Source organism: Rhizobium centroccidentale (assembly GCF_030182565.1).
Lineage (GTDB): Bacteria > Pseudomonadota > Alphaproteobacteria > Rhizobiales > Rhizobiaceae > Rhizobium.
Genome location: NZ_JAQJCG010000018.1, coordinates 1 through 26,502 on the forward strand (window position 1 = coordinate 1; position 26,502 = coordinate 26,502).

The window sequence follows — 26,502 nt, forward strand, 5'->3', positions numbered from 1 at the left end:
TGATCGGGCTTATAGACCCTACCCAATGAAGTAGTCAACACTCCAGCTGTAAAAATTCTGACATTTTTGTAACACCATGAAAAACAACAGGAATTTGTGGGTAATGGGGGAATTGTGGAGAATTTTTCGCGATTGACCACGATTTTGGGATTCATTTTACGCCGACTGCCGGAATCGTCCAGATAAGCGCTCCCAAAGAGCTACTTGCGCCCGTTGCAAGCATCGGATCCAGCTCGCATTGCCAGCTGGACACCCAGGACCTAATAGACATCGAGAGATTGAAGGGAGCGGATATGGTGCTTCTCGATAAAAGGCGGGCGCAAGCCGCGCCCACCCAACAGATGCACGTTTTGCCCATAGACATATGCGGAGCGGGTAGGCGTGACCTATAGAGTGCCCTCATTGCCGGAACTGCCGGTCTCGCATGTGCTTGCCGATATCGGTGCGGCACTCACTAAAGAACGGCGTGCGGTGCTCTCCGCGCCGCCCGGCGCCGGCAAGACGACGCTGGTGCCGCTTTATCTATTGGGCGAAGCCTGGCGCGGCGATGGCAGGATCGTTCTTCTGGAACCACGGCGGCTGGCGGCAAGGGCCGCTGCTGCCCGCATGGCCTCGCTGCTGGACGAACAGGTTGGCGATACTGTTGGCTATCGTATGCGGCTCGACAACCGTATTTCTTCCAAGACCCGCATCGAGGTCGTGACAGAGGGCGTGTTCGCGCGGATGATCCTCGACGACCCCGAACTCTCCGGCATCTCCACTGTCATCTTCGACGAATTCCACGAGCGCTCGCTGGATGCGGATTTCGGCTTGGCCCTGGCGCTCGACGTTCAGTCGGCACTGCGGGAGGATCTGCGCATCCTGGTGATGTCGGCGACATTGGACGTGGAGCGTGTCGCAATCTTACTTGACCATCCACCCGTTATAGAAAGCATGGGCCGCAGCTTTCCGATCGATATCCGCCATCAGGATAGGCCGGCGGGAGAGCGGATTGAGGATACGGTGACGCGGGCCATCCTCAATGCGCATGCGAGCGAACAGGGTTCCATCCTCGGCTTCCTGCCCGGTCAGGCGGAAATCACCCGCACGGTGCAGCGGCTCGAAGGCCGCTTAGGATCGGAGACAATGATCGCGCCGCTCTACGGCAATCTCAGCCAGAAGGAGCAGGATGCGGCGATAAAGCCGGCCGCGCAGGGCACCCGCAAGATCGTGCTGGCGACGTCGATCGCTGAAACCTCCATCACCATCGACGGCGTGCGCATCGTCATCGACAGCGGATTGCAGCGCCTGCCCGTCTTCGAGGCTTCGACCGGCATTACGCGGCTAGAGACGGTGCGCGTATCGCGCGCCTCGGCCGATCAGCGCGCCGGCCGCGCCGGGCGAACCGAGCCTGGCATCGCCATCCGCCTGTGGCATCCGGGACAGACGGCGGCGCTTCCGGCCTTTACGCCACCGCAGATCCTTTCGAGCGACCTTTCAGGTCTCGCACTGGATCTCGCTCATTGGGGCGTACAGGATCCTGCAACACTTTCTTTCGTCGACCAACCGCCGGCAACGACGCTTGCCGAAGCACGAGCCCTGCTGCGGCAGCTGGGCGCGCTCGACGCGGACAACGGGCTGACGGCACGCGGACGGCTGATGCGCGAGCTCGCCTTGCCTCCACGGCTGGCAGCCATGGTGATTTCGGCTGGCGAATTCAGCCAAGCGCGCGAGGCGGCGTTGCTTGCCGTGCTGCTGACGGAACAAGGGCTCGGGGGACAGAGCATCGATCTGGAAGACCGGCTGCGACGCTTCAAGACGGAAAAGGGTGAGCGGGCCGAGGCGGCGCGCCGGCTGGCCGCGCGACTCGCGCAGGCTGCTGGCAGCAAAGGCAGCGCCGCCACTTCTGCTCCTCCGCTTGCTGGCGCGCTGCTGCTGCATGCCTTTCCCGATCGTATCGCCCTGCAGCGCGGCGGGCGGGGGCGATTCGTCATGGCCAATGGGCGCGGCGCGGAACTGCCGGAGACCGAGCGGCTGGCAGGATCGCAGATGCTCGTCATCGCCGACCTGACGGGACGGGCGGCACAGGCGCGCATACTCGCGGCGGCGGAGATTTCCCGCGCCGATGTCGAAGAACATCTGCCGGGCGAGATCCGCACCGAAGATCAGAGCTTCTTCGATAAAGCGAGCCGACAGGTGCGGGCGCGGCGGGCGACAAGGCTCGGCGCCTTCATCTTCGAGGAGACGCCTCTGCCTCGCCCCTCCGGTGAACAGGCGGCCAAGGCGCTCGCCGAAGGTATTCGCGAACTCGGGATCGGTATCTTGCCTTTCTCCAAGGAAGCCACGCAGCTGCGGGACAGGATCGGCTTCTTATATAGGACGATCGGCGAGCCCTGGCCCGATATGAGCGACGAGGCGCTGCTTGCCCGGCTCGACGAATGGTTCACGCCGTTTCAAAGCGATGTGCGCGGCCTCTCCGATATCTCGGCCGGCGGGCTCTCGAATGGACTGATGTCGCTGGTGCCGCACGAACTGCAGCGCGATCTCGCCCGGATGGCGCCGACGCACTTCGAAGCGCCCACCGGCCAGCGCCATCCCATACAATATGATGGTGAGGAGCCGCTCCTCACCATTCGCGTTCAGGAGCTCTTCGGGCTGAAACAGCATCCGGCGATCGGCGGCGGCAGATTGCCGCTGGTGCTGGAGTTGACATCGCCGGCGCATCGCCCGATCCAGACGACGCGCGACCTGCCGGGCTTCTGGGCCGGATCCTGGAAGGACGTGCGCGCCGATATGCGCGGCCGCTACCCGAGGCATCCCTGGCCGGAAGACCCGGCCGAGGCCTTGCCGACAACACGCGCCAAGCCACGAGGGACCTGATAATGGCACGCTTCTTCCGGGGACTGGAAAAACTCTCCGAAGCCGAAATGAAGGCGCAGGAGGGGCATCATACCAGCCGGCGGCTAAGGTTGCAGACGCTGGTGCGCCTGCGCTGGCTTGCGGTCGGCGGCCAGACGGTGACTGTCATGATCGTCGCCTTCTGGCTGAAATTTCCCATGCCGCTCCTGCCCTGCTGCGTGCTGATCGCCTGCCTTGCCTGGATCAACTTCTTCCTGACGCTGCGCTATCCGCCGACGCACCGGCTGGAGCCACCGGCCGCCTTCGCGCTGCTCAGTCTCGACCTTCTGCAGCTCTGTGGACTGCTGCTGATTACCGGCGGATTGGCCAATCCCTTCTCAGCGCTGGTCTGCGTGCCCGTCATCATTTCCTTCGCCTCGCAGCCGATCCGCTACAGCATGCCGCTGATCCTGCTGGCGATGATCTGCATTACCGGCCTTGCCTTCTCACCCTTCCCGCTTCCCTGGTACGAGGGTGTCTCCGTCAACGTGCATAGCGTCATGCAGCTGGGCGTCTGGTGTTCCATCGCTTCCACCATGGCCTTTGCCGCCTTCTATGCCTATCGCGTCTCCATGGAAGCCTCGCAGCTTGCCGACGCGCTCTCGGCAACCGAACTGGTGCTGCAGCGGGAAAAGCACCTGTCGCAGCTCGACGGACTGGCGGCAGCGGCCGCACACGAACTCGGCACGCCGCTTGCGACGATCAGCGTCGTCGCCAAGGAGATGGAACGGGAGCTTAAAGAAGACGACCGGTTCCGCGAGGACGTGGCGCTGCTGCGCAGCCAGAGCGAACGCTGCCGCGATATCCTGCGGCGGCTGACGACGCTCTCTTCCGAGGACGAAGCGCATATGCGGCGGCTGACGCTCTCGTCGATGATGGAAGAGATCATCGCGCCGCACCGCGAATTCGGAATCAACCTGGAACTCATCGAAAAGAGTCCCCGCTCCGGCGAGCCTGTTCTCTCGCGCAATGCCGGCATCATGTACGGCCTTGGCAACCTCATCGAAAATGCAGTCGACTATGCCCACAAGACGGTGACCGTAACGGTGGAATACACCGCCGAAACTCTGACTATTATCATCGAGGACGATGGCGGCGGGTACTCGCCGGAAATACTGGCACGGATCGGCGAACCCTATGTCACCTCCCGCCAGCGGGACGACACGGCAGGCGGCCTGGGGCTCGGGCTCTTCATCGCCAAGACGCTGCTCGAGCGCTCGGGCGCCACGCTTTCCTTCGGCAATCGCGATTCCGAGACGCCGGGAGCTCGCGTCCGCGTCGAATGGCCGCGCGTGTTAATCGACAGTAATTCGACAAAATGATTTTCGCGGCTTAAAACTGCCATCGTCAAAATCGGTTGAATATACAGGCGGATGGTCGCCGGGATAGAAGATAAAATGACGGATAAGGAAAGCGTTGCTCCGCAAGCCGGGGCCAAGGATGCTGAGGCCCATATCGGCCCGGATGCTACATTGCTGATCGTCGATGACGATGGTCCCTTTCTGCGCCGGCTGGCGCGGGCAATGGAGGCACGCGGCTTTGCAGTCGAGACGGCGGAATCCGTGGCGGAAGGCGTTGCCAAATCCAAGGCGACCCCGCCGAAATATGCCGTGGTCGACCTTCGCCTCGGCGACGGCAACGGGCTCGACGTGATCGAAGCCATCCGCCAGCGGCGGGACGACACGCATATCGTGGTTCTGACCGGCTATGGCAACATCGCGACGGCGGTGACCGCCGTCAAGCTCGGCGCGCTCGACTATCTGGCCAAGCCTGCCGACGCCGACGATGTCTATGCAGCGCTGACGCAGCGCCCTGGCGAGAAGGCCGAAGTGCCCGAAAACCCGATGTCTGCGGACCGCGTGCGCTGGGAGCATATTCAGCGCGTCTATGAAATGTGCGAGCGCAATGTTTCGGAGACGGCCCGCCGGCTCAACATGCATCGCCGCACGCTGCAGCGCATTCTTGCCAAGCGGGCGCCGAAATAGAGCATACTTTTGCCTCTGGAGAAGGACGCTGTAAGCGCGAGTTGCAAAAAGCACTCGAAGCTAAAGCTCCTTATCCCCCTCATCCGCCCTTCGGGCACCTTCTCCCCGAGGGGAGAAGGCAAAATCTTTACCCGTTGCCCACTCGGCCAACATTAGGCGCTGGGCGGCGGCGCGGGAGAAGTTGAGCGTTACAGATTTGCGCGTCGCAGGCGGCAGGCGATGATCCGGCGCCTCGCGCAGCATATGGGCGCCGTAACCATCAGACAGAAACAGCCCGCAATCCTCCGGGAAGATATCCAGCGGCACGTCCTTGTGCGTAGCGAAGAACATCCGGTCGCAATGCTGCCGGTATTCGGGCCATTTGCGGTCGACGCGAAAATCCTCGATCGAGGTCTTGATCTCGATGATCCAGATCTCGCCCTTTTCCGAGAGGCTGATGAGATCGGCGCGGCGCCCGCTGGCGAGCGGCAGCTCGGGTAGCACGGCGTGACGCATGTCGTGCAGTAATAGTTGCACGCCCTTGCGTACAAGCATGGCCCGTTCCGACTGCCGGCCATCTATTAACGGATTGTTATTGTAAACGTTCAAAATCGTCATGAATTGTCTCGTGGACAGGCCCGGCGTTGTTGCAAAAAAACCATGTCCTTCTAATTTGCGCGCCGGCCCTATTTTTGTAGGGCCAGAGCAGCTTGCAAAGCCAAGTTTAATGGAAAATAAACTTTAGACAAAGATGGTTGATAGCCATCCGTTTCCCGCCACGAAAATTCAAGAGACTTCCATGCGCATCCGTAATGCTATGACCGCACTCGGCCTTGTCGCAATGCTCGCATCGGCTGGCTATGCCACCACCGCCGCAGCAGCGCCGGCCGCTACCGCAAATTCGGCCACCGATACCATCAAGACGTTCGATGGCGACTATGGTGTGACGACCGACAATGGCTTTCAGCTGCCGGCGATCCCGATCCAGAAGGTGAAGCCGCAGTTCCGCCGTCAGATCGTCGAATACAAGACGAATGAGGCCGAAGGCACGATCATCGTCAACACGCGCGAACGTCACCTCTACTACATCCTCGGCAATGGCGAAGCGATGCGCTACGGTATCGGCGTCGGCAAGCAGGGCTTCTCCTGGTCCGGCACGGCATACGTAGCCTGGAAGCAGGAATGGCCGAATTGGCACCCGCCGAAGGAAATGGCTGTTCGCCGTCCGGAAATCGCCAAGTATGTCGATGGCGGCATGAACCCCGGCCTGTCGAACCCGCTCGGCGCGCGCGCCATGTATCTCTATAATGAAAAGGGCCAGGACACACTGTTCCGCCTGCACGGCACACCGGAATGGGCTTCGATCGGCACCGCCGCCTCCTCCGGCTGCATCCGCCTGATCAATCAGGACGTGATCGATCTCTACAGCCGCGTTCTTCCGGGCCGCAGCACCAAGGTTGTGGTGGTCCAGTAATCACTGGATGTTCGGATTGAAAAGGCCGCCGGATCGGTATCCGGCGGCCTTTTTGTTTGGTGCGGGAAGCACTCCCCTTCTCCCCTCGGGGAGAAGGAGCCCGAAGGGCGGATGAGGGGGGAGGTGCGGCAAAGAGATGATTCTTTCTGAAACATTGAGGTGGCGGCAACACCTCCTCACCCTGCCCTCTCCCCAAGGGGAGAGGGAGATCGCGCCAAGCACGCAGCTTCACCGAAAAAACAATAGAAGCGAAGGCTCAACCCGCCTGCTTCGCCTTCAGTTCCATGCGGCGGCGATGCAGGACCGGTTCGGTATAGCCGTTCGGCTGCTCGCGCCCTTTGAGGACGAGATCGAGCGCTGCCTGGAAAGCAACCGAACCGTCGAAATTGCCAGACATGGCGATGTAGTTGGGATCGCCGGCATTCTGCTGATCGACGACGGCGGCCATACGCTTCATCGTTTCCAGAATCTGCGCTTCGGTGATGACCTTGTGGTGCAGCCAGTTGGCCATGTGCTGCGCCGAGATGCGCAGGGTGGCACGGTCTTCCATCAGGCCGATATTGTTGATGTCCGGAACCTTGGAGCAGCCGACGCCCTGATCGACCCAGCGAACGACATAGCCGAGGATGCCCTGGCTGTTGTTGTCGATCTCGCGCTGGATTTCCTCCGGCGTCCAGTTCGGCCGCGAGGCGACCGGCACGGAGAGGATGTCTGATAGCTTGGCGCGGGCGCGGCTCTTCAGGCTCTTTTGCACCTCGGCGACATTGACGCGGTGGTAATGGGTAGCGTGCAGCGTCGCCGCCGTCGGGGACGGCACCCAGGCGGTGTTGGCGCCCGCCTTCGGGTGAGCGATCTTCTGCTCAAGCATGGCCGCCATCAGGTCCGGCATGGCCCACATGCCCTTGCCAATCTGGGCATGGCCGGAGAGGCCACATTCGAGGCCGATATCGACGTTCCAGTTTTCATAGGCCCCGATCCAGGCCGCCTGCTTCATGTCGCCCTTGCGGATCATCGGGCCGGCTTCCATCGAGGTATGGATCTCATCGCCGGTGCGATCGAGGAAGCCGGTATTGATGAAGACGACGCGTTCGCGGGCAGCGCGAATGGCTTCCTTGAGGTTGACCGTCGTACGGCGCTCCTCGTCCATGATGCCCATCTTGATGGTGTTCCGCGGCATCCCAAGCAGGTCCTCGACGCGCGAGAAAATATCGACGGCGAAGGCGACCTCTTCGGGACCGTGCATCTTCGGCTTGACGACATACATCGAGCCGGTGCGGGAATTCTTGCGGCGGCCATTTGGGCCGATGTCGTAGAGCGCGATCAGGCCGGTGATGGCGGCGTCCATGATGCCTTCCGGCACCTCGTTGCCGTCGCGGTCGAGAATGGCGGGATTGGTCATCAGGTGACCGACATTGCGCACCAGCATGAGGGAGCGGCAATGCAGATCGAACGTGCTGCCGTCTGGCGCGGTATAGGCGACATCGGGGTTGAGCCGGCGCGTGAAGGTCTTGCCGCCCTTCACGACTTCCTCTGTCAGATCGCCCTTCATCAGGCCGAGCCAGTTGCGGTAAACTTCGGCCTTATCCTCGGCATCGACGGCCGCGATCGAATCCTCGCAGTCCATGATCGTCGTGATCGCCGACTCCAGGCGGACATCGGAAATGCCGGCTGAGTCGGTCTTGCCGATGGCCGTGCTCGTGTCGATGACGATTTCGATATGGATGCCATTCTGCTTGAGCAGGATATCAGTCGGCGTGGCGGCATCGCCGAGATAACCGGCGAAATGGCTTCTGTCGGCCAGCTTTACAGCGGCGCCGTTGGTCGTAACCGCCAAGGCGCCATCCTTTACGGCAAAGCCGGTGATATCCTTCCAGCTTGCGCCATCAAGCGGCACGGTGGAATCAAGAAAATCCCGAACCCAGGCGATGACCTTCTCGCCACGCTTGGGATTATAACCCCCACCCTTTTCGGCGCCATCCGTCTCGGGAATGGCATCGGTCCCGTAGAGGGCGTCGTAAAGCGACCCCCAGCGGGCATTGGCAGCGTTCAGGGCATAGCGTGCATTCATGACGGGAACGACGAGCTGGGGGCCGGCGATCTCTGAAATTTCAGGATCGACATTAGCAGTCGATACGGCAAAGGCCGGGCCTTCGGGCACGATGTAGCCGATCTCGCGCAGGAAGGTTTCATAGGTGGCGAGATCGATGGGCGCGCCGTTCTTGCGATACCAATCGTCAAGTGCCGCCTGCATGCGGTCACGTTTCGCGAGAAGCTCGCGGTTCCTTGGAGCGAGATCGTGGACGATCTTGGAAAAGCCGGCGAAGAAGGCTTCAGCATCGACGCCCGAACCGGGTAGCGCCTCCTTGAAGAGGAAATCGTAGAGGACCTGTTCGATCTGAAGCCCGTGTTTTTCAATGCGGCTCATGCCATATACTCCTCAAGGCCGTGTTACGGCTCAATTTTTACATGTTGCCACTTTGCTCACGGTTTCACTTCTGTCAATTTGGCAATAGTTCGAAAGATTTATGCCGCTCGGGAAATAATTAGTCTGCGGCGATGCGCGGCCGGCCCGTGGCGGTCGCCACGAACCGGGCCTCGATCAGCTTGCGACTGCCCTCCACCTCTGGCGCATCCACCTGCTCGTCCACCGCCACCACCAGATCCACGGCACCGTTAAGCCTTGCTTGCGCCATCGCAGCGTCGACAGCGCGCGAGCGGGCATCGGCGAAGCTACGATCCTCATCAGTGAAGCGCAGACTTTCACCGGCGCCGTTCAGCACATAAATGCCATCCTCCGGCATGGTGACGAAGACGGTGACGCTGGTGCGGACCTGACCGACGACGGCACCGACGGCATTCGCCACATCCGAATCGCTGGGAATGGCGCTCTCGGTCGCCAGCATCCCGGCAATAGCTGGATAATAGACCGGAGCGGAAGCGCCGAGGCCGACAAGCGGCCGATCGAGCGAAATGGCAAAACGCGCGATCCCCGGCGCACGGCGAAGCGCACGATCGATGGAGATGGATTTGGCGGGGTCCAGATCGGCCACGCCATCTTCGGCCAAGCAGGCGGCAAGAATGACGTCGGCTGACTGACGGGTGAGGCGATCGACGATCTTCTGCGCCAATTCCTCGACAGATTCGGCGATGAGACGTCCAGACCCATCCTTCAGCCGCATCGCCAGGGCCAATCCCAATCGGGCAGCCTCGGCATTCCACTGGCTTTGCCGGCCGAGCATATGCATGGCATCCGAAGGCGTCAGGCCGCTCAGATGCACGAGACCGCGCGCGACAAGCCGATCCAGTGTCGCCTTCTGCGATGTCATTGTCAGAAGCTTGTCGAGCGCAACGGGAACGGCACCGATTCGATCGAACAACCCCTGCTCCGGGCCGCTGAGGCCGCTTGCCAGATGATCCGGCACACCGGTGCGCAGCGCAAAGCGGCCGGCATTGCGGGCAAGATGCGTCGCCCGCAGCTGCTGCTCCAGGACATTCAAGACGGCATCGCCATGCATGTGAGCGGCGAGGCTCAGCGGCAACAGGCGGCGCGGGCCGAGTTCGAAGGCGGCGGAGAGGCCGCGGTCGTTGATCTTCACTTCGGAATCGCCACCGAGGCCATAAGTACGCATGGCCACAGCCTCGACCATGGTGCGGTAGCCGCCGACCACGGCGCCATCGGCATCGAGACGCGGCCTACCATCCTCCATGACGGCGACGTCGGTGGTGGTACCGCCGATATCGGAAACGACGGCATTGTCGAGGCCGGTGAGATAGCGGGCGCCGACGAGACTTGCGGCCGGACCCGAGAGGATAGTCTCGATCGGCCGCAGCTTGGCTTCATCGGCCGAAATCAAGGCGCCATCGCCGCGCACCACCATCATCGGCGCGGCAATGCCGCGCGTCGCCAAAAACCCTTCGCAGGCACCCACGAGGCGATCGATCATCGAGACGAGGCGGGCGTTCAGCAGCGTCGTCAGGGCGCGGCGCGGGCCGCCAAGCTTCGATGAAAGCTCGTGGCTGCAGGTGACCGGCAGATGCGAAAGCTCGCGGATACAATCGCGCACCCTGATTTCATGAGCCGGATTCCGCACGGCGAAATAGCCGGCGACGGCGAAAGACGACACCGACTTCGCCAATCCGGGTAACGCATCGCGCAAAGCCGTCAGATCGAGCGGGTTTTCATTGCCGTGAACATTGTGGCCGCCAGGGAGGAACAGCACCGGATCGGAGCCCAATGCTTCCGCAAGGCCATCACGCTTGAGATCCTCGGGGCCGAAACCGATCATGACCAGCCCGGCCCGGCCGCCCTGCCCTTCCACCAGCGCGTTGGTGGCAAGCGTCGTCGACAGCGACACGAGCCCGATGGCCGAAACGGGAACGTCAGCCTTGGCGATGACGGTATCGACGGCGCCGGCAATGCCGACGGCCAGATCATGCCGCGTGGTTAGCGATTTCGCCTTGGCGATCACGCCATCGGTTTCATGGAAGAGAACGGCATCGGTGTAGGTTCCACCCGTATCGATGCCGAGCAGGAAATGAGACGTCACGACAATATCCAGCCTTGAATGCACGGTGATGTCGTTATTGCACCCTTCCGGGTCGGGCCGCTAGCTGGCAAACGGCAAAAACAGTCCTACCGCCTCGTAACCCGCATCGGCAGACCGCCACGCGGCTGGGTCGTCAGCTTCTGCACCGGCCAGGGATCGGTGTCATCAGTCAGGTCGAAGCGGAAACGGCGCATCATCACGGCAAGGGCGATGACCGCTTCCTGGAGCGCGAAAGTCGCGCCGATGCAGACGCGGGGACCGGCGCCGAAAGGCAAATACTGGAAGCGGTTGATCTTGCCGCGGTTCTCCGGAAGAAAGCGCTCCGGCATGAAGGCACGTGGCTTCTCCCAGTAGAGTTCGTGACGATGCAGTGTCCAGGGCATGATGAGGACGGTGATGCCCTTCTCCATCGTCACGCGCTCGCCGGTGGCGCTCGTCCATTCGTCATCGGCGATGGCGGCGCGATTGATCGACGGTGCCGGCGGATAGAGGCGCATCGCCTCCTCGAAGGCGGCGCGGACGTTCAGCATCAGGTCGAGCCAGGCGACCGGCTCCGCATCGGTTGCGAGCACCCGATCGATTTCCTCTTCCATAGCTTGGCGGATATGCGGGCTGTTAGCAACGCAATAGAGCGTCCAAGCAAGGGCACGGGCTGTTGTCTCATGGCCTGCCCCGATGAAAGTGAGGATATTGTCCTCGATCTCTTCCATGGTCAGTCCATCCGGACCGGCCTTTTCGAGCAGTAGCGTCAGAAAATCATCCGGCGCGCTGGCGCGATCCCGGCGCATCTTTTCCAGCCGCTGGTCCATGGTTGTGCGGACGATGCCGCGGAACTTGTCGAGCACGCGCTGGCCGCCGATGCGGGTGATGCGCGGCACCCAGGCAGGGGCGCGCAAAAGATCCATCGGATCGACCCGGCCCATGCGATGCAGGAGCTCATTGACCTCATCGGAAAAACTCGTGCTTTCGGTGACGATCTCGCCGGAGAACAGGGTTTCGGCCAGAATGACGAAAGTCAGCTCGGTCATGTCGGCAGCGATATCGAATACCGCACCCTCCGCGCCAATGTCCTCATATTTTTGCACATAGTCCAGGCTCTGGCTCAGCATCTGGCCGGCGAAGCCCTGTGCGTGGCGTGGCGTGAACACCGGTGCCACAGCCTTGCGCGAGCGCTTCCAGACCGGCCCTTCCGCCGTCAGCAGGCCATCGCGCAGAATGGGCCGCAGCACGAGCTGGCGGATATCGGCCATGCGGTAATTGGCGGCATTGTCGACCAGAATATGCTTGATCAGGCCGGGATCATTGACGATCAGCGTCCGCTCGTTGAAGAACTTGGTCTTGATCCAGGGCAGCGTATAGGAGGGCTCACCCCAAAGCTCGAGCGGATTGCGCAGGATCGTGCGGATGATCGTCAAGCGCGACGGCGGCACGTTGCGCGGAATCGGCGCCGGCGGAGAGAAGGCTTCTGGAATCATGTCCATGGATCAACTCTCCTCGAAAACCAGCCATTTCCCGAACGAACACGGCCGGAACGGCGCATCCGTCCGATATGGAGAACGCCGCCTGCGAAATCCAGACGATAAAACGTCGCGCTACGCGCTTATAACAGCGACTTCAGGTCGCTCAGCTTATCATTGATGAGCCAGCCGTAGTAATTTTCTTCCGGCCAGACCGGCTGCGAAGAGCCGCGGTTCTTGGCGGCAAGGGCGGCGGCGCGCTTGCGGGAGTTGCCGAGATTGTAGAGCGTCGCGGTGATGCCGGGATTGCCTGATATATCCATGCCGGCGATCGAGCGGTAGTCGTCGATCGACTTGCGGATCGAGGCCGCAACGAAGGCAAGCGACAGATCCGGGTCCATGATCGCCTTGTAGACACCGCCCGCATCCTTCTCGCTGAGCTTCGGGATGCCCGAGGTGCGGCTGACGAGATCCGAAAGCTCAAGGGCCGTCAGCGGATTGACCTGACCGAGGCCGAAAGTCTGGCCGGCATAGAAGGGCTGGAAGAAGACAGCACTGAAACGATTGTCGGGATAGGATTTGCCGCCGACCGTCTTGCCACGGAAATCGTCTTCCCAGACATCCTCGCGGCAAGTCCAGAGACTGTAGGAATCTTGCCTGCCCTTGCAGGTATCGAATTGCGGCCGCGCGACGAAATCATCAACGTTTTCACCATTATAGGCGAAGCGGAAGCTCTGGCCGGCATAGGACGCCGCCTTGACGTAGTAGGACTGCAGACCGTCATAGGCGTCGACATTGTAGGTATGCTCGCCGACGAGCGCGCCGATGATGTGGATGGGCTCGATACCATAGGCCCGCGCCGTCGACTTGATCTTTGCCATCAGCTTCGTATCGGTCGCCAGCAATTCGCGGACTTTCTGATACTTGCGCTCAAAGCTCGAATTCGTGCCGCGGGTCCGCCGGACGGAGGCGCCGGGAACCGGCGGCTGCTCAGCATTGCGGTTGCCCGAAGGCACCGTTGTCGCCGCATCCGCATAGGCAGGGATCCAGGAAAGGCTGACAACTGCCAGAAAAAGAGTGATCAGTATCCGTCGCAAGATGGCTGTCCTGTCGAAGTTTAAACCGATGTTTCCGTGCGGCTGCCTGAAGGATAATCTTGGCCGAATAAAGCCACGCGACACAAAGAAACGGGCCCCTAACTAAAAAGTTAACGGCCCGCTGTCGAGTGTTTACTGTCTTAAATCGCCTTTGCCGGCCCGCTTACAGAATGAAGCGGGACAGGTCGGTGTTGCTGGCAAGGTCGCCGACATGCTCGCGGACATAGGCGGCATCGATGGTTATCGATACCCCGGCACGATCCGAGGCGTTGTAGGAGATCTCATCGAGCACTCGCTCCATGACGGTCTGCAGGCGGCGGGCGCCGATGTTCTCGACGGTGGAGTTCAGATGTACGGCGACGTCGGCAAGAGCGTCGATTGCATCGTCGGTGAAGTCGAGCTTCAGGTCTTCCGTTTCCATCAGCGCCTTGTACTGGCGGATGAGGCTTGCCTGCGGCTCGGTGAGGATGCGGCGGAAGTCTTCCTTGGTCAGCGGTCGAAGTTCGACGCGGATCGGCAGGCGACCCTGCAGTTCCGGCAGGAGATCCGAAGGCTTGGAGACATGGAACGCGCCGGATGCGATGAAGAGAATATGGTCTGTTTTGACCGGGCCATACTTCGTCGAGACCGTCGTGCCTTCGACCAGCGGCAGCAGGTCGCGCTGCACGCCTTCGCGGGAGACGCCCGCACCCATGCCGCCATCGCGGGCGGCAATCTTGTCGATCTCGTCGAGGAAGACGATGCCATCATTCTCGGCGGACTGCACGGCTTCGCGCTGGATCGCCTCATTGTCGATCAGCTTGTCGGATTCGTCGCGGATCAGTTCCTTGTAGGAATCCTTGACGGTCGTACGCACCTTCTTGGTGCGGCCGCCCATGGCCTTGCCGAACATTTCGGAGAGGTTGAGCACGCCGATATTGGCGCCGGGCATCCCGGGGATTTCAAAGCCGCCGGGCATGCCGGAGCCTGTATCGGCCACTTCAATGTCGATTTCCTTGTCGTCGAGCTGGCCATCACGCAGCTTCTTGCGGAAGCTGTCGCGCGTTGCCGGCGATGCGGTAGCGCCAACCAGCGCATCAAGCACGCGCTCTTCGGCGCTCATATGCGCCTTGGCCTGCACCTCGGCGCGCTTCTTTTCGCGCACCAGGCCGATGCCGACTTCGACGAGATCGCGGATGATCTGCTCGACATCGCGGCCGACATAGCCGACTTCGGTGAACTTGGTGGCTTCGACCTTGATGAAGGGGGCGCCGGCGAGCTTGGCAAGGCGGCGGGAGATTTCCGTCTTACCGACACCGGTCGGGCCGATCATCAGGATGTTCTTGGGCATGACTTCGTCGCGCAGTTCCGGCTCGAGCTGCTGGCGGCGCCAGCGATTGCGCAATGCAATCGCCACGGCGCGCTTGGCCTCATGCTGGCCGACAATATAGCGATCGAGCTCGGAAACGATCTCGCGGGGGGAAAAAGTGGTCATTTCGTATGTTCCCTGTCAGGGCTGGAAACTATCAAGAGAGGAACTTAGGCTTCGGCATCGAGCGTTTCGACGACCACGTTATGGTTCGTGTAGACGCAGATGTCGGCAGCAATATCGAGGGCGCGGCGGGCGACGTCTTCAGCCGATTTGTCGCTGTCCATCAGCGCGCGTGCGGCGGCGAGCGCGAAATTGCCGCCGGAGCCGATCGCCATGGCGCCGTGTTCGGGCTCGAGCACATCGCCGTTGCCGGTGATGGCGAGCGTTACTTGTTTGTCGGCAACCAGCATCATGGCTTCGAGGTTGCGCAGATATTTGTCCGTCCGCCAATCCTTGGCGAGCTCGACGGCGGCGCGCATCAGCTGGCCGGGATATTGTTCGAGCTTCTTTTCGAGGCGCTCGAGAAGAGTGAAGGCATCGGCGGTCGCGCCGGCGAAACCGGCGATGACATCGCCCTTGCCGATGCGGCGAACCTTGCGCGCATTGCCCTTCATTACGGTCTGGCCAAGGCTCACCTGGCCATCACCAGCCATCACGACCTTGCCGTTCTTGCGAATAGTCACGATTGTCGTCATTCAACACCTGTTTGCCCCCGTTGCGGCGGGCTTTCTGTCGGGCCGCTTATCGGCCCCGTCAGCACCTATGTAAGAGGGGTTTTGACGATTGCAAATGGCAACCACGCCCAAATAATGGCGACAAGCCGGCTAAACGCGTAAGGCCCTTGCGTAACTTCTGGATATTTCCCGATCCGCCTGATATGGAACGGCCGTATTCCGATGGAGCAGCCCATGGCAGAGACCGTAGCGAGCCGCACGGCAAGCGTTTCCCGCAAGACCAACGAGACCTCGGTCTCCGTTTCCGTCAATATCGACGGCAGCGGCAAATCGACGATTTCGACCGGCGTCGGCTTCTTCGACCATATGCTGGAACAGCTGTCGCGACATTCGCTGATCGACATGGAGATCGACACCAAGGGCGACCTGCATGTCGATGATCACCACGCCGTCGAGGATACCGGCATCGCGATCGGCCAGGCGATCGCCAAGGCGCTGGGCGACCGGCGCGGTATCACTCGCTACGCCTCGATCGATCTCGCCATGGACGAGACGATGACGAAGGCGGCCGTCGATCTCTCAGGTCGGCCCTTTCTCGTCTGGAACGTGTCGTTCAGCGCGCCGAAGATCGGCACCTTCGATACCGAACTGGTGCGCGAATTCTTCCAGGCCTTAGCGCAGAATGCCGGCATCACCTTGCATATTCTCAATCATTATGGCGCCAACAATCACCATATAGCCGAGACATGCTTCAAGGCCGTTGCGCGCGCATTGCGCACCGCAACCGAGATCGATCCGCGGCAGGCAGGCCGGGTGCCCTCGACGAAAGGCACGCTCGCCTGACCCCATTTTGGGGAATTGAGGAAATGGCAAGCTATCTGATTTTGTCTCCGCCCGGAGCATCGAACCGGTCCGAAGTAGCGGATCGGTATCACGATGACACGCGATTCATCCGCGACGGCTTTTCGTGGACGGCGTTTCTGTTTCCGACGCTTTGGATGCTCTTTCATCGGCTGTGGCTACACGCGGTCGCCGCCTTCCTGCTGCAGGGCATTGCGCTGGAACTGATGCGTCAGCCGGGCTTTTTCGCCGCCGGAGCCACGCTTCTGCTTGGTGTCCGCGCCCTTGCGGCTCTTGAGGGCCGACATTCGGTCAGCAATCGTCTCATCAGCCGCGGCTGGAAGGTTGAAAACCTCGTCTCGGCAGACGATCTGGCGACTGCGGAGGAAATCCACTTTTTCGAGCTCGAGCAGAATCCAAACCCGGATATCCACTCTAAAAATTGGGATATCTCGGCCATCAACACGAATACCAGCCGCCCAGGCCCGAGCTTCGGCCTTCCCGGCTATGACGGAGGACGCTGATCATGCGCGTCGCGATTATCGACTATGGTTCCGGCAATCTGCGCTCGGCCACCAAGGCTTTCGAACGGGCGGCCCGCGATGCAGGCATCGACGCAGAGATCGACCTGACCGATGACGCCGAGCGCGTCGCCACCGCCGACCGCATCGTGCTTCCCGGCGTCGGCGCCTATGCCGATTGCCGTCGGGGCCTCGATGCCGTGCCCGGCATGGCGGAAGCCGTCGTCGACGTCGTGGAGCACAAGGCCCGCCCCTTCCTTGGCATCTGTGTCGGCATGCAACTGATGTCGTCGCGCGGGCTGGAAAAGACGATCACTCAAGGGTTTGGCTGGATCAAGGGTGACGTCAAGGAAATGACGCCGAGCGATCCCAGCCTGAAAATCCCGCAGATCGGCTGGAACACTCTAGATATCCGTCACCCGCACGCGCTTTTCGACGGAATCGAGACGGGGCCGAACGGCCTGCATGCCTATTTCGTCCACTCCTACCATCTGGCCGCCGACCATGGCGACGACGTGATCGCGACGACGAACTATGGCGGGCCGATGACCGCCTTTGTCGGCCGTGACAATATCGCCGGCGCGCAGTTCCATCCGGAAAAGAGCCAGAAACTCGGCCTTGCCCTGATCGCCAATTTCCTGCGCTGGAAGCCGTAAGGCTCGCGCTCCAAGGACAGACATCATGATTCTTTTTCCTGCTATCGACCTAAAAGACGGCCAATGCGTGCGCCTCAAGCTCGGCGACATGGAGCAGGCGACCGTCTACAATCCCGATCCCGGTGCGCAGGCGAAAGCCTTTGAAGACCAGGGCTTCGAATGGCTACATGTCGTCGATCTCAACGGCGCCTTTGCCGGCGAGACCGTCAACGGCGCCGCCGTCGATGCCATTCTCAAGGCGACGAAGAACCCGGTGCAGCTCGGCGGCGGCATCCGCACGCTCGACCACATCGAAAACTGGCTGTCGCGCGGGCTTGCCCGTGTCATCCTCGGCACCGTGGCCGTGCGCGATCCGGCGCTTGTCGTCGAGGCCTGCCGGCGTTATCCCGGCCATATTGCCGTCGGCATCGATGCCAAGGGCGGCAAGGTAGCGGTCGAGGGCTGGGCCGAGGCCTCCGAACTCGGCGTCATCGAACTCGCCAAGAAATTCGAAGGTGTCGGCGTTGCCGCGATCATCTATACCGATATCGATCGCGATGGCATTCTCACGGGAATCAACTGGGATTCGACTTTGGAACTGGCAAACGCCGTTTCCATTCCCGTCATCGCCTCCGGCGGGCTTGCCTCGCTGGACGATATCCGCCGCATGACGCAGCCGGATGCCCGTAAACTGGAAGGTGCGATTTCCGGCCGCGCGCTCTATGATGGCCGGATCGATCCGAAAGAGGCACTGGCCCTGATCAAGCAGGCCAAGGAGGCAGCGCAATGACCCTGAAAGCCCGCGTCATCCCCTGCCTCGACGTCAAGGACGGCCGCGTCGTCAAGGGCGTCAACTTCGTCAATCTCGTCGATGCCGGCGATCCGGTCGAGGCTGCCAAGGCCTATGACGCGGCCGGTGCGGACGAACTCTGCTTCCTCGATATCACCGCTTCCTCCGACAATCGCGACACCATCTTCGACGTCGTGGCCCGCACCGCCGAACAATGCTTCATGCCGGTCACGGTCGGCGGTGGCGTGCGCACCATCGCCGACATCCGCAAGCTGCTGCTTTGCGGCGCCGACAAGGTTTCGATCAATTCGGCGGCGGTCAACAATCCCGATTTCGTGGCTGAAGCGGCCGATAAGTTCGGCAACCAGTGCATCGTCGTTTCCATCGATGCCAAGCGGCGCCGGACCGAGGCGCTCGGTGGCGACAATCTGAGCGCTTGGGAAATCTACACCCACGGCGGCCGCAACGCGACCGGCATCGATGCGGTCGATTTTGCCCGCAAGATGGTCGAGCGCGGTGCCGGCGAGTTGCTCGTCACCTCCATGGACCGCGACGGCACGAAGGTCGGCTACGATCTGGAGCTGACGCGGGCGATCGCCGATTCAGTGCGCGTGCCCGTCATCGCGTCGGGCGGCGTCGGCGATCTCGACGATCTGGTCGACGGCGTCAAGGAAGGCCATGCGACGGCGGTGCTTGCCGCCTCGATCTTCCATTTCGGCACCTATTCGGTGGGCGAAGCAAAGCGCTACATGGCCGAGCGCGGCATTCCGATGCGGCTGGATTAGGAGACAGCGGACCAATGAGCGGATTTACCCTTTCCGACCTCGAACGAATCGTCGAGGAACGCTCCAAGGCCTCGCCGGACGAATCCTGGACTGCGAAGCTTCTTGCCGCCGGCCAGCCGAAAGCGGCGAAGAAACTGGGCGAAGAAGCGATCGAAGCCGTAATGGCGGCGGTCGCCAACGATCGCGACAACCTCACCTATGAGGCGGCCGATCTGCTGTATCATCTTTTAGTCGTATTGAAGATTGCCGGCATTCCGTTAGAGAATGTCATGGGTGAGCTCGAAAGGCGCACCGCCCAATCCGGCCTTCAGGAAAAGGCCAGCCGGTAAGAACGCGATGACGACAGCGACCAAGACCGAGCCGGCACACGAGACGCTCGATATTTTCCAGGCGAAAGCCTATTCGCCCTATTATTTCTTTTCCTCGGAAGAATGGGCGAAATTCCGGGCGGACACGCCACTGACGCTGACATCAGACGAAGTGAAGCGGCTGCGCTCCATGGGCGACCCGATCGATCTCGACGAAGTCAGGCGCATCTATCTGTCGCTGTCGCGGCTGTTGTCCTCGCATGTGGAATCCTCGCAGATTCTCTTCGAGCAGCGCAATCGCTTCCTCAGCCTCTCCGATATCGCCAAGACGCCCTTCGTCATCGGCATCGCCGGTTCGGTCGCCGTCGGCAAGTCCACGACAGCACGTATCCTGAAGGAATTGCTGGGCCGCTGGCCGTCGAGCCCGAAGGTCGATCTGGTCACCACGGACGGCTTTCTTTATCCGAATGCCGAATTGCAGCGCCGCAACCTGATGCAGCGCAAGGGTTTTCCGGAAAGCTACGATACGGCGGCGCTGCTGCGTTTCCTCTCGGCGATCAAGGCCGGCCAGCCAAATGTGCAGGCGCCTTCTTATTCACACCTCGTCTATGACGTGCTGCCGAGCGAGTTCAAGACGGTCGACCGCCCGGATATTCTGATCTTCGAAGGCATCAACGTGCTGCAATCGCGGCATCTGCCGGCCGATGGCAAGATCGTGCCGATGGTCTCCGATTTCTTCGACTTCTCGATCTATATCGACGCCGACGAAGAGCTCATCCACAACTGGTATGTCGCCCGCTTCATGCGGCTGCGCGAAACCGCCTTTCGCGACCCCAACTCCTTCTTCCACCGCTATGCCTCGATCAGCGAGGAAGAGGCGCTGGCGATCGCCGAGGGGCTGTGGAAGAACATCAATCTGAAGAATCTGCGCCAGAACATCCTGCCGACGCGGCCGCGCGCCGATCTCATCCTGCAGAAGGGCAAGAACCATCTGATCGAACAGGTGGCGTTGAGGAAGCTTTGAGGCTCAGGGCTGGACGCGCCTGAGGGTAAGATTGATCCGGCCGCCGTTCTTCAAGAGTGTCGAAGTCGCCGGATAGATGCGGTCGACGCCGTGGAAGCACAATCTTCCTTCGCCGCCGAGAACGACGATATCGCCGCTCGCAAGCTTGAAGGATAGCGTGCGGTCATTGCGGTTGAGACCACCGACCCGGAAGAGGCAGGTATTGCCGAGCGAGACCGACAGAACCGGCGCCTTGAGATCCTGTTCGTCGCGATCCTGATGCAGACCCATGCGGGCATCATCGTTGTAGAAATTGACGAGGCAGGCTTCGGGCGGTTTTTCATAGCCTGCTATATCGCGCCACAAATTCAGCAATGGCAATGGTATTGCGGGCCAAGGGCGGCCGGTGACCGGATGCGTCTTCTGGTAACGGTAGCCGTGCTGCTTGTCCGTCACCCAGCCGAGCGAGCCGCAATTGGTCATGCGCACCGACATCTCCTTGCCGGTACCCGGCATGACCGGTGTGTAGAGCGGCGCCTCTGCCACGACGACGCGGATCGCCTCGACCAGCGCTTCCTGGGCAGGGCGGTCGAGATATCCGGGGAGATGACGAATTCCGTTGGGGAGCAGCATCGAGTTGTTCCAGTGAATTGTGCCGGTCAGGTGAATATGCCGATGCCGCGACTTTGTGCATGGCCCCTCACCCCAACCCTCTCCCCGCAAGCGGGGGCGAGGGAGCTATCTTGCCCTAAGCCAGCCCGCAGTAATGGAGAGGCTCGCTGTTTCGCGCTGTCGTCCCTTCTCCCCGCATGGCGGGGAGAAGGCTAGGATGAGGGGCCAGGCACATAACCTCCGCAAAATCGAACTCGCCTGACACGCCAATTTTGACCCAACAAAACCCGGCACGCAGCCCGAAAACAAAACCTAATCGCCGCCGACCTTGCCGCGCATCTTCTTGACCTCGGAACGCCCGGATTTCTCCTTCAGCCGGCGCTCGATCGATCCCTTTGTCGGCTTGGTCTTCCGGCGGGGCGGCGGCGGTGGGGCGGCGGCTTCGAGGATCAGTTCCTTCAACCGCTCGCGGGCATCTTCGCGATTGCGATCCTGGCTGCGGAAGCGGCTGGCCTCGATCATCAGAACGCCATCCTTGGAAACCCGCCGGCCGGCAAGCCTGATCGCATTCGCCTTGACGCGGTCGGTCAGCGAGGGGGAGTTCTGGACGTTGAAGAAAAGCTGGACGGCGGTCGCGACCTTGTTGACGTTCTGACCGCCGGGACCGCCTGCCAGAACAAACTGTTCCGTCAGCTCCCAGCCGGCAATCGTGATCCGGTCATTAATGTAAAGCGCTTCGCTGGCCATGATTTTCTCCGCGCCTGTCTATCCCACATTGATGCGCGGTTGAAAATACGGTAGCGGCGAGTTTGGGGGCCGCCTCGTCCTTCGAGGCTTTGCTCTTCGAGCTCCGCACCTCAGGATGAGGCGGAGCAAGCTATGCGACCGGGCACAAGAGACTAGCCCTCATGGTGAGGAGGCCCGAAGGGCCGTCTCGAACCACGAGGGCGAGTGGGTTTCACGTGAGTCATGGCTCCCGTGAGAGATTATTTACTCCGCAGCGACCGGCATCCCCGGCGCGGCATCACGGACGTTGCCGTCCACATGATCCTCGAACTTGGCGAAATTGGTGACGAACATCTGCACCAGCTTTTTCGCCTGTGCATCATAGGCGTCGCCATCGGCCCAGGTGGAGCGTGGGTCGAGGATGGCGGTATCGACGCCTTCAACGGCGACCGGCACAGCAAAGCCGAAATTCGCATCGGTGCGGAATTCGACATTATCGAGATCGCCCTTCAAGGCGGCCGCGAGCAGCGCACGCGTCGCCTTGATCGGCATGCGGCTTCCCTTGCCGTAGGCGCCGCCGGTCCAGCCGGTGTTGACCAGCCAGCAACGGGCGCCGTGGCGGGCGATCAGCTCCTTGAGCAGATTGCCGTATTCGGCCGGATGGCGCGGCATGAAGGGAGCGCCGAAGCAGGTCGAGAAGGTCGCTTCCGGCTCGACGACGCCCTTTTCCGTGCCGGCGACCTTGGCGGTGTAGCCGGACAGGAAGTGGTACATGGCCTGATCCGGTGTCAGCTTTGCGATCGGCGGCATAACGCCGAAAGCGTCCGCCGTCAGCATGATGATCGTTTCGGGGTGGCCGGTGATACCGGATTCCGAAGCATTCGGGATGAAATGCAGCGGGTAGGCGCTGCGGGTGTTTTCCGTCAGCGAGCCATCATCGAGATCCGGCCGGCCGTGCTCATCGAGCACGACGTTTTCCAGCACGGTGCCGAAACGGCGCGTCGTGGCGTAAATTTCCGGCTCGGCTTCTGCCGAAAGACGGATGGTCTTGGCGTAGCAGCCGCCTTCGAAATTGAAGATGCCGTTTTCGCCCCAGCCATGCTCGTCGTCGCCGATGAGCGTGCGGGTGGGATCGGCAGAGAGCGTCGTCTTGCCCGTGCCGGACAGGCCGAAGAAAATCGCGACATCGCCTTCCGGGCCGACATTGGCCGAGCAGTGCATCGGCATGACGCCGCGCTCCGGCAGCATGTAGTTCAGCGCCGTGAACACCGATTTCTTCATCTCGCCGGCATAGGAGGTGCCGCCGATCAGGACGATGCCATTGACGAAATCGCAGGCAATCACCGTTTCGGTGCGGCAGCCATGACGCTCCGGATCGGCGCGGAAGCTCGGCAGGTCGATGATCGTCAACTGCGGCACGAAGCTTTCCAGCGCCGCACGATCGGGGCGAATCAGCAGATTGCGAATGAATAGCGAGTGCCAGGCGAATTCGGTGATGACGCGCGTCGGCAGAGCATATTCGACGTCGGCGCCACCGATCAGATCCTGCACGAACAGGTCCTTGCCGCGGGCATGGGCAAGCATGTCCTCATGCAGGAGTTCGAAATGCTCCGGCGACATCGGCTTGTTGTTATCCCACCAGATCTGGTCTTCGGTGGTAGCGTTGCGCACCACGAACTTGTCCTTCGGAGAACGGCCGGTATGCTGGCCGGTCAAGGCCCTGAGCGCACCGTCGGCGGTCAGATCGGCTTCGCGACGGCGAATCGCCTCTTCATAGAGGTGAGCTTCCATGAGGTTGTAACGCACACTGGCGGCGGCTCCCAGGCCGATCGATCCCAGTTCAGTCGCGGGATTGCGGACGCCGAATTGCTCCATCACTTTTTCCTCTACAAAGGGGCTTGGCCGTTAAAACTAACTAAAGCGTAGAGGGCTCTTTTTAAAAGCACAAGAGCTAGAAGCGAAAAATATTTAATGATATCAGTTATTTAATCGATTTAAATAAATTTTCTTATTTTTAAATCGTTTGAATAGCGGGTGGCGCGACGTCACGTCACACAACCCCTGCGCAAGGGTTTTTCCCGGCAACAATCCTCCCCTTTATCTTTGCCACAATTTGTTCCACCTTTATCCCCATAAGCGCGCCAGGTTACCGCCGACCGAGCTGGCAGACCGCCTGGGCTGGATTCCAAATCCGGGAGACGCGCACTGATGACGGAGACGAACACCATGTTGACAATCGCGCTCGTTGACGACGACCGCAATATCCTGACTTCCGTATCGATTGCCTTGGAAGCAGAGGGATATAAGGTAGAGACCTATACGGACGGAGCCTCGGCGCTGGACGGCCTGCTTGCCCGGCCGCCGCAACTGGCGATCTTCGATATCAAGATGCCCCGCATGGACGGCATGGAGCTCCTGCGCCGCCTGCGCCAGAAATCCGACCTGCCGGTGATCTTCCTCACCTCGAAGGACGAAGAGATCGACGAACTCTTCGGCCTGAAGATGGGCGCCGACGACTTCATCACCAAGCCGTTCTCCCAGCGCCTGCTGGTCGAACGCGTCAAGGCCGTTCTCCGCCGCGCCTCCGCCCGCGAAGCCGCAAATGCGGCCGGCGGCGCAGCCGCCGCCAAGCCGGGTGCTGCACAGCAGGCCCGTTCGCTGGAACGCGGACAGCTCGTGATGGACCAAGAACGCCATACCTGCACCTGGAAGGGCGAGCCGGTGACGCTCACCGTTACCGAATTTCTCATCCTGCATTCGCTGGCGCAGCGCCCCGGCGTGGTCAAGAGCCGCGATGCCCTGATGGACGCGGCCTACGACGAGCAGGTCTATGTCGATGACCGCACGATCGACAGCCACATCAAGCGGCTGCGCAAGAAATTCAAGATGGTCGACCTCGATTTTGATATGATCGAGACGCTGTATGGCGTCGGCTACCGCTTCCGTGAAGCTGCATAAGAGTTAACTAGACCATACGGCGAACGATGGAATAAGAGCATGCGGACGGGATCGACGATCCCGTTCTTCGAAAGGGCCGTTGGCTTGGCACAGCTGGTGCAGGACAGGGATATAGACGACTCGGAAAGCCCGAGCGGCGCTCGGATTGCGCGCCGGCGCTGGACTCATCCGTTTGTTCTGATCCGCCGCATCTTCGGTAATGCCGTATTTTCGAGCCTGACGCGGCGCATCCTGTTTTTCAATCTGGCCGCCCTCGTCGTTCTGGTCGGCGGCATTCTCTACCTCAATCAATTCCGCGAAGGCCTGATCGATGCCCGCGTCGAGAGCCTCTTGACGCAGGGCGAGATCATCGCCGGCGCCGTCTCGGCATCGGCATCGGTCGATACCAACTCCATCACCATCGACCCGCAGAAGCTGCTGGAGCTGCAGGCCGGCCAGAGCATCACGCCCGTTCCGAACGACGAGGATCTCGAATTCCCGATCGATCCGGAAAAGGTGGCGCCGGTGCTGACGCGGCTGATCTCGCCGACGCGCACGCGCGCGCGCATCTTCGATGCAGACGCGAACCTGCTGCTGGACAGCCGCCATCTCTATTCCCGCGGCCAGGTGCTGCGCTACGATCTGCCGCCCGTCGAAGACGAGAAGCAGAGCTGGTCCGACTGGTTCAGCGGCCTGCTCAACAAGATGCTGCAGCCGGGCAACCTGCCTGTCTATAAAGAAGCGCCCGGCGGCGACGGCTCGATCTATCCGGAAGTCATGAACGCGCTGACCGGCGTACGCGGCGCCGTTGTCCGCACCACGGAGAAAGGCGAGCTGATCGTTTCGGTCGCTGTGCCGATCCAGCGCTTCCGCGCCGTTCTCGGTGTCTTGCTGCTCTCGACCCAGGCGGGTGATATCGACAAGATCGTTCATGCGGAGCGTCTCGCAATCATGCGTGTCTTCGGCGTCGCGACGCTGGTCAACGTCGTGCTCTCGTTGCTTTTGTCCTCCACCATCGCCAATCCGCTCCGCCGGCTTTCGGCTGCGGCCATCCGCGTGCGGCGCGGCGGGGCGAAAGAACGCGAGGAAATTCCGGACTTTTCCGCCCGCCAGGACGAGATCGGCAACCTTTCGATCGCGCTTCGCGACATGACATCGGCGCTTTACGACCGCATCGATGCGATCGAGAGTTTCGCAGCCGACGTTAGCCACGAACTGAAAAACCCGCTGACATCGCTGCGCAGCGCTGTCGAAACGCTGCCGCTCGCCAAGAGCGACGATTCCAAGAAGCGGCTGATGGACGTGATTCAGCACGACGTGCGCCGCCTCGACCGCCTGATCAGCGATATCTCCGACGCATCGCGCCTTGACGCGGAGCTCGCCCGTTCGGATGCTAGATCGCTGGATATGGAAGTGCTCCTGCGCGACATGATCGAGATTTCAAGGCAGGTCGGACACAGCAAGAAAGCTGTCGAGATCGACTATATCGTCGACCGCAAGCCGGGCAACAAGGCGAATTTCTCCATCGACGGTCACGACCTGCGCATTGGCCAGATCGTCACCAATCTCATCGAAAACGCACGTTCCTTCGTTCCGGCGGAAACCGGCAAGATCACCGTGCGGCTGACGCGGACGCGGACGCGCTGCGTCATCTATATCGAAGATAATGGTCCGGGCATTCAGGCCGAAAATATCGACCGTATCTTCGAGCGCTTCTACACCGACCGGCCCGAATCCGAAGGTTTCGGGCAGAATTCCGGTCTCGGGCTTTCGATCAGCCGGCAGATCGCCGAGGCGCACGGCGGCTCGTTGCGCGCGGAAAATATCGTCGACAGCGATGGCGCGACGCTGCTCGGCGCCCGCTTCATCCTATCCCTGCCCGCCCAGACCACGGCGTGAGCAGC

Annotated in this window: 23 protein-coding genes; 13 read left to right on the forward strand and 10 right to left on the reverse strand. The window is 61.3% G+C overall.

The features are described from left to right. Positions 1-393 precede the first annotated feature (393 nt). From hrpB to PH562_RS21720, 3 genes are all read left to right on the forward strand, one after another. A complete protein-coding gene (hrpB, locus tag PH562_RS21710; protein ID WP_285175699.1) occupies positions 394-2,859 on the forward strand; it encodes an ATP-dependent helicase HrpB in 2,466 nt (821 codons plus the stop codon). A 47-nt stretch (positions 2,860-2,906) separates the two neighbouring features. Continuing rightward, entirely contained in the window at positions 2,907-4,199 is a 1,293-nt protein-coding gene (locus PH562_RS21715; RefSeq protein ID WP_285175700.1) for an ActS/PrrB/RegB family redox-sensitive histidine kinase, read from the forward strand. 75 nt (positions 4,200-4,274) lie between these two features. After that, positions 4,275-4,862 (forward strand): ActR/PrrA/RegA family redox response regulator transcription factor, encoded by a 588-nt coding sequence (locus PH562_RS21720; protein ID WP_113233595.1) that lies wholly within the window; start codon positions 4,275-4,277, stop codon positions 4,860-4,862. 60 nt (positions 4,863-4,922) lie between these two features. On the opposite strand, the gene PH562_RS21725 is transcribed toward PH562_RS21720, so the two are convergent. Then, the gene (locus tag PH562_RS21725; protein WP_285175564.1) at positions 4,923-5,459 is read right to left on the reverse strand and encodes an MmcB family DNA repair protein; all 537 of its coding nucleotides are present in this window, start codon (positions 5,457-5,459) and stop codon (positions 4,923-4,925) included. Between the two features lie 181 nt (positions 5,460-5,640). Between PH562_RS21725 and PH562_RS21730 the strand changes: the two genes are divergently transcribed. After that, positions 5,641-6,315 (forward strand): L,D-transpeptidase, encoded by a 675-nt coding sequence (locus PH562_RS21730; RefSeq protein ID WP_285175565.1) that lies wholly within the window; start codon positions 5,641-5,643, stop codon positions 6,313-6,315. A 256-nt stretch (positions 6,316-6,571) separates the two neighbouring features. On the opposite strand, the gene PH562_RS21735 is transcribed toward PH562_RS21730, so the two are convergent. The 6 genes from PH562_RS21735 to hslV form a co-directional block, all read right to left on the reverse strand. Continuing rightward, on the reverse strand, positions 6,572-8,740 hold the full coding sequence (locus PH562_RS21735; protein WP_285175566.1) for a malate synthase G: 2,169 nt from the start codon (positions 8,738-8,740) through the stop codon (positions 6,572-6,574). Positions 8,741-8,858: 118 nt separating this feature from the next. Continuing rightward, the gene (locus tag PH562_RS21740) at positions 8,859-10,862 is read right to left on the reverse strand and encodes a hydantoinase/oxoprolinase family protein (RefSeq protein WP_285175567.1); all 2,004 of its coding nucleotides are present in this window, start codon (positions 10,860-10,862) and stop codon (positions 8,859-8,861) included. 86 nt (positions 10,863-10,948) lie between these two features. Beyond that, a complete protein-coding gene (locus PH562_RS21745) occupies positions 10,949-12,343 on the reverse strand; it encodes a cytochrome P450 (protein WP_285175568.1) in 1,395 nt (464 codons plus the stop codon). A gap of 119 nt (positions 12,344-12,462) precedes the next feature. Further along, positions 12,463-13,416, reverse strand: coding sequence for a DUF1402 family protein (locus tag PH562_RS21750; protein WP_285175569.1), 954 nt, complete (start codon positions 13,414-13,416; stop codon positions 12,463-12,465). Positions 13,417-13,579: 163 nt separating this feature from the next. Beyond that, entirely contained in the window at positions 13,580-14,890 is a 1,311-nt protein-coding gene (hslU, locus tag PH562_RS21755) for an ATP-dependent protease ATPase subunit HslU (protein WP_285175570.1), read from the reverse strand. A gap of 44 nt (positions 14,891-14,934) precedes the next feature. Continuing rightward, the gene (gene hslV / locus PH562_RS21760) at positions 14,935-15,462 is read right to left on the reverse strand and encodes an ATP-dependent protease subunit HslV (protein WP_113233576.1); all 528 of its coding nucleotides are present in this window, start codon (positions 15,460-15,462) and stop codon (positions 14,935-14,937) included. Between the two features lie 213 nt (positions 15,463-15,675). Between hslV and hisB the strand changes: the two genes are divergently transcribed. From hisB to coaA, 7 genes are read left to right on the forward strand one after another with little or no spacing between them, the layout of a single operon-like run. Beyond that, complete coding sequence (hisB, locus tag PH562_RS21765) at positions 15,676-16,284, forward strand: imidazoleglycerol-phosphate dehydratase HisB (RefSeq protein ID WP_285175571.1); 609 nt, start codon at positions 15,676-15,678, stop codon at positions 16,282-16,284. A gap of 23 nt (positions 16,285-16,307) precedes the next feature. Further along, positions 16,308-16,805, forward strand: coding sequence for a DUF2628 domain-containing protein (locus PH562_RS21770; RefSeq protein WP_285175572.1), 498 nt, complete (start codon positions 16,308-16,310; stop codon positions 16,803-16,805). Positions 16,806-16,807: 2 nt separating this feature from the next. After that, a complete protein-coding gene (gene hisH / locus PH562_RS21775) occupies positions 16,808-17,458 on the forward strand; it encodes an imidazole glycerol phosphate synthase subunit HisH (protein ID WP_285175573.1) in 651 nt (216 codons plus the stop codon). A 25-nt stretch (positions 17,459-17,483) separates the two neighbouring features. Continuing rightward, positions 17,484-18,227, forward strand: coding sequence for a 1-(5-phosphoribosyl)-5-[(5-phosphoribosylamino)methylideneamino]imidazole-4-carboxamide isomerase (hisA, locus tag PH562_RS21780; RefSeq protein WP_285175574.1), 744 nt, complete (start codon positions 17,484-17,486; stop codon positions 18,225-18,227). Further along, positions 18,224-19,012, forward strand: coding sequence for an imidazole glycerol phosphate synthase subunit HisF (hisF, locus tag PH562_RS21785; RefSeq protein ID WP_285175575.1), 789 nt, complete (start codon positions 18,224-18,226; stop codon positions 19,010-19,012). Before hisA ends, hisF begins: the two co-directional genes overlap by 4 nt. A 14-nt stretch (positions 19,013-19,026) precedes the next feature. Continuing rightward, complete coding sequence (locus tag PH562_RS21790; RefSeq protein WP_285175576.1) at positions 19,027-19,341, forward strand: phosphoribosyl-ATP diphosphatase; 315 nt, start codon at positions 19,027-19,029, stop codon at positions 19,339-19,341. A gap of 7 nt (positions 19,342-19,348) precedes the next feature. After that, the gene (gene coaA, locus PH562_RS21795) at positions 19,349-20,344 is read left to right on the forward strand and encodes a type I pantothenate kinase (RefSeq protein WP_285175577.1); all 996 of its coding nucleotides are present in this window, start codon (positions 19,349-19,351) and stop codon (positions 20,342-20,344) included. Positions 20,345-20,347: 3 nt separating this feature from the next. Here coaA and PH562_RS21800 read toward each other — a convergent pair whose 3' ends face one another. The 3 genes from PH562_RS21800 to PH562_RS21810 form a co-directional block, all read right to left on the reverse strand. Beyond that, positions 20,348-20,956 carry an alpha-ketoglutarate-dependent dioxygenase AlkB family protein gene (locus PH562_RS21800; RefSeq protein WP_285175578.1) on the reverse strand — a complete coding sequence of 203 codons (609 nt, stop codon included), beginning with the start codon at positions 20,954-20,956 and terminating at the stop codon, positions 20,348-20,350. A gap of 291 nt (positions 20,957-21,247) precedes the next feature. Then, the gene (gene arfB, locus PH562_RS21805) at positions 21,248-21,682 is read right to left on the reverse strand and encodes an alternative ribosome rescue aminoacyl-tRNA hydrolase ArfB (protein WP_106999661.1); all 435 of its coding nucleotides are present in this window, start codon (positions 21,680-21,682) and stop codon (positions 21,248-21,250) included. Positions 21,683-21,925: 243 nt separating this feature from the next. Continuing rightward, positions 21,926-23,536 carry a phosphoenolpyruvate carboxykinase gene (locus PH562_RS21810; RefSeq protein ID WP_285175579.1) on the reverse strand — a complete coding sequence of 537 codons (1,611 nt, stop codon included), beginning with the start codon at positions 23,534-23,536 and terminating at the stop codon, positions 21,926-21,928. Between the two features lie 351 nt (positions 23,537-23,887). Between PH562_RS21810 and PH562_RS21815 the strand changes: the two genes are divergently transcribed. Together PH562_RS21815 and PH562_RS21820 are read left to right on the forward strand one after the other, a co-directional pair. After that, positions 23,888-24,619 carry a response regulator transcription factor gene (locus PH562_RS21815; RefSeq protein ID WP_208409584.1) on the forward strand — a complete coding sequence of 244 codons (732 nt, stop codon included), beginning with the start codon at positions 23,888-23,890 and terminating at the stop codon, positions 24,617-24,619. A gap of 39 nt (positions 24,620-24,658) precedes the next feature. After that, the gene (locus PH562_RS21820) at positions 24,659-26,497 is read left to right on the forward strand and encodes a sensor histidine kinase (protein WP_113233586.1); all 1,839 of its coding nucleotides are present in this window, start codon (positions 24,659-24,661) and stop codon (positions 26,495-26,497) included. Positions 26,498-26,502 lie beyond the last annotated feature (5 nt).

What these genes read in the sequence shown, in the direction of transcription:
- hisB (WP_285175571.1), top strand. Translation starts at nt 15,676, where the DNA reads ATGGCAGAGACCGTAGCGAGCCGCACGGCAAGCGTTTCCCGCAAGACC.
- hslV (WP_113233576.1), bottom strand. Translation starts at nt 15,462, where the DNA reads ATGACGACAATCGTGACTATTCGCAAGAACGGCAAGGTCGTGATGGCT.
- hisH (WP_285175573.1), top strand. Translation starts at nt 16,808, where the DNA reads ATGCGCGTCGCGATTATCGACTATGGTTCCGGCAATCTGCGCTCGGCC.
- PH562_RS21730 (WP_285175565.1), top strand. Translation starts at nt 5,641, where the DNA reads ATGCGCATCCGTAATGCTATGACCGCACTCGGCCTTGTCGCAATGCTC.
- coaA (WP_285175577.1), top strand. Translation starts at nt 19,349, where the DNA reads ATGACGACAGCGACCAAGACCGAGCCGGCACACGAGACGCTCGATATT.
- PH562_RS21800 (WP_285175578.1), bottom strand. Translation starts at nt 20,956, where the DNA reads ATGCTGCTCCCCAACGGAATTCGTCATCTCCCCGGATATCTCGACCGC.
- PH562_RS21745 (WP_285175568.1), bottom strand. Translation starts at nt 12,343, where the DNA reads ATGGACATGATTCCAGAAGCCTTCTCTCCGCCGGCGCCGATTCCGCGC.
- PH562_RS21820 (WP_113233586.1), top strand. Translation starts at nt 24,659, where the DNA reads ATGCGGACGGGATCGACGATCCCGTTCTTCGAAAGGGCCGTTGGCTTG.
- PH562_RS21815 (WP_208409584.1), top strand. Translation starts at nt 23,888, where the DNA reads ATGTTGACAATCGCGCTCGTTGACGACGACCGCAATATCCTGACTTCC.
- PH562_RS21725 (WP_285175564.1), bottom strand. Translation starts at nt 5,459, where the DNA reads ATGACGATTTTGAACGTTTACAATAACAATCCGTTAATAGATGGCCGG.
- PH562_RS21720 (WP_113233595.1), top strand. Translation starts at nt 4,275, where the DNA reads ATGACGGATAAGGAAAGCGTTGCTCCGCAAGCCGGGGCCAAGGATGCT.
- hisF (WP_285175575.1), top strand. Translation starts at nt 18,224, where the DNA reads ATGACCCTGAAAGCCCGCGTCATCCCCTGCCTCGACGTCAAGGACGGC.
- PH562_RS21770 (WP_285175572.1), top strand. Translation starts at nt 16,308, where the DNA reads ATGGCAAGCTATCTGATTTTGTCTCCGCCCGGAGCATCGAACCGGTCC.
- hslU (WP_285175570.1), bottom strand. Translation starts at nt 14,890, where the DNA reads ATGACCACTTTTTCCCCCCGCGAGATCGTTTCCGAGCTCGATCGCTAT.
- PH562_RS21790 (WP_285175576.1), top strand. Translation starts at nt 19,027, where the DNA reads ATGAGCGGATTTACCCTTTCCGACCTCGAACGAATCGTCGAGGAACGC.
- PH562_RS21735 (WP_285175566.1), bottom strand. Translation starts at nt 8,740, where the DNA reads ATGAGCCGCATTGAAAAACACGGGCTTCAGATCGAACAGGTCCTCTAC.
- PH562_RS21715 (WP_285175700.1), top strand. Translation starts at nt 2,907, where the DNA reads ATGAAGGCGCAGGAGGGGCATCATACCAGCCGGCGGCTAAGGTTGCAG.
- hisA (WP_285175574.1), top strand. Translation starts at nt 17,484, where the DNA reads ATGATTCTTTTTCCTGCTATCGACCTAAAAGACGGCCAATGCGTGCGC.
- arfB (WP_106999661.1), bottom strand. Translation starts at nt 21,682, where the DNA reads ATGGCCAGCGAAGCGCTTTACATTAATGACCGGATCACGATTGCCGGC.
- PH562_RS21810 (WP_285175579.1), bottom strand. Translation starts at nt 23,536, where the DNA reads ATGGAGCAATTCGGCGTCCGCAATCCCGCGACTGAACTGGGATCGATC.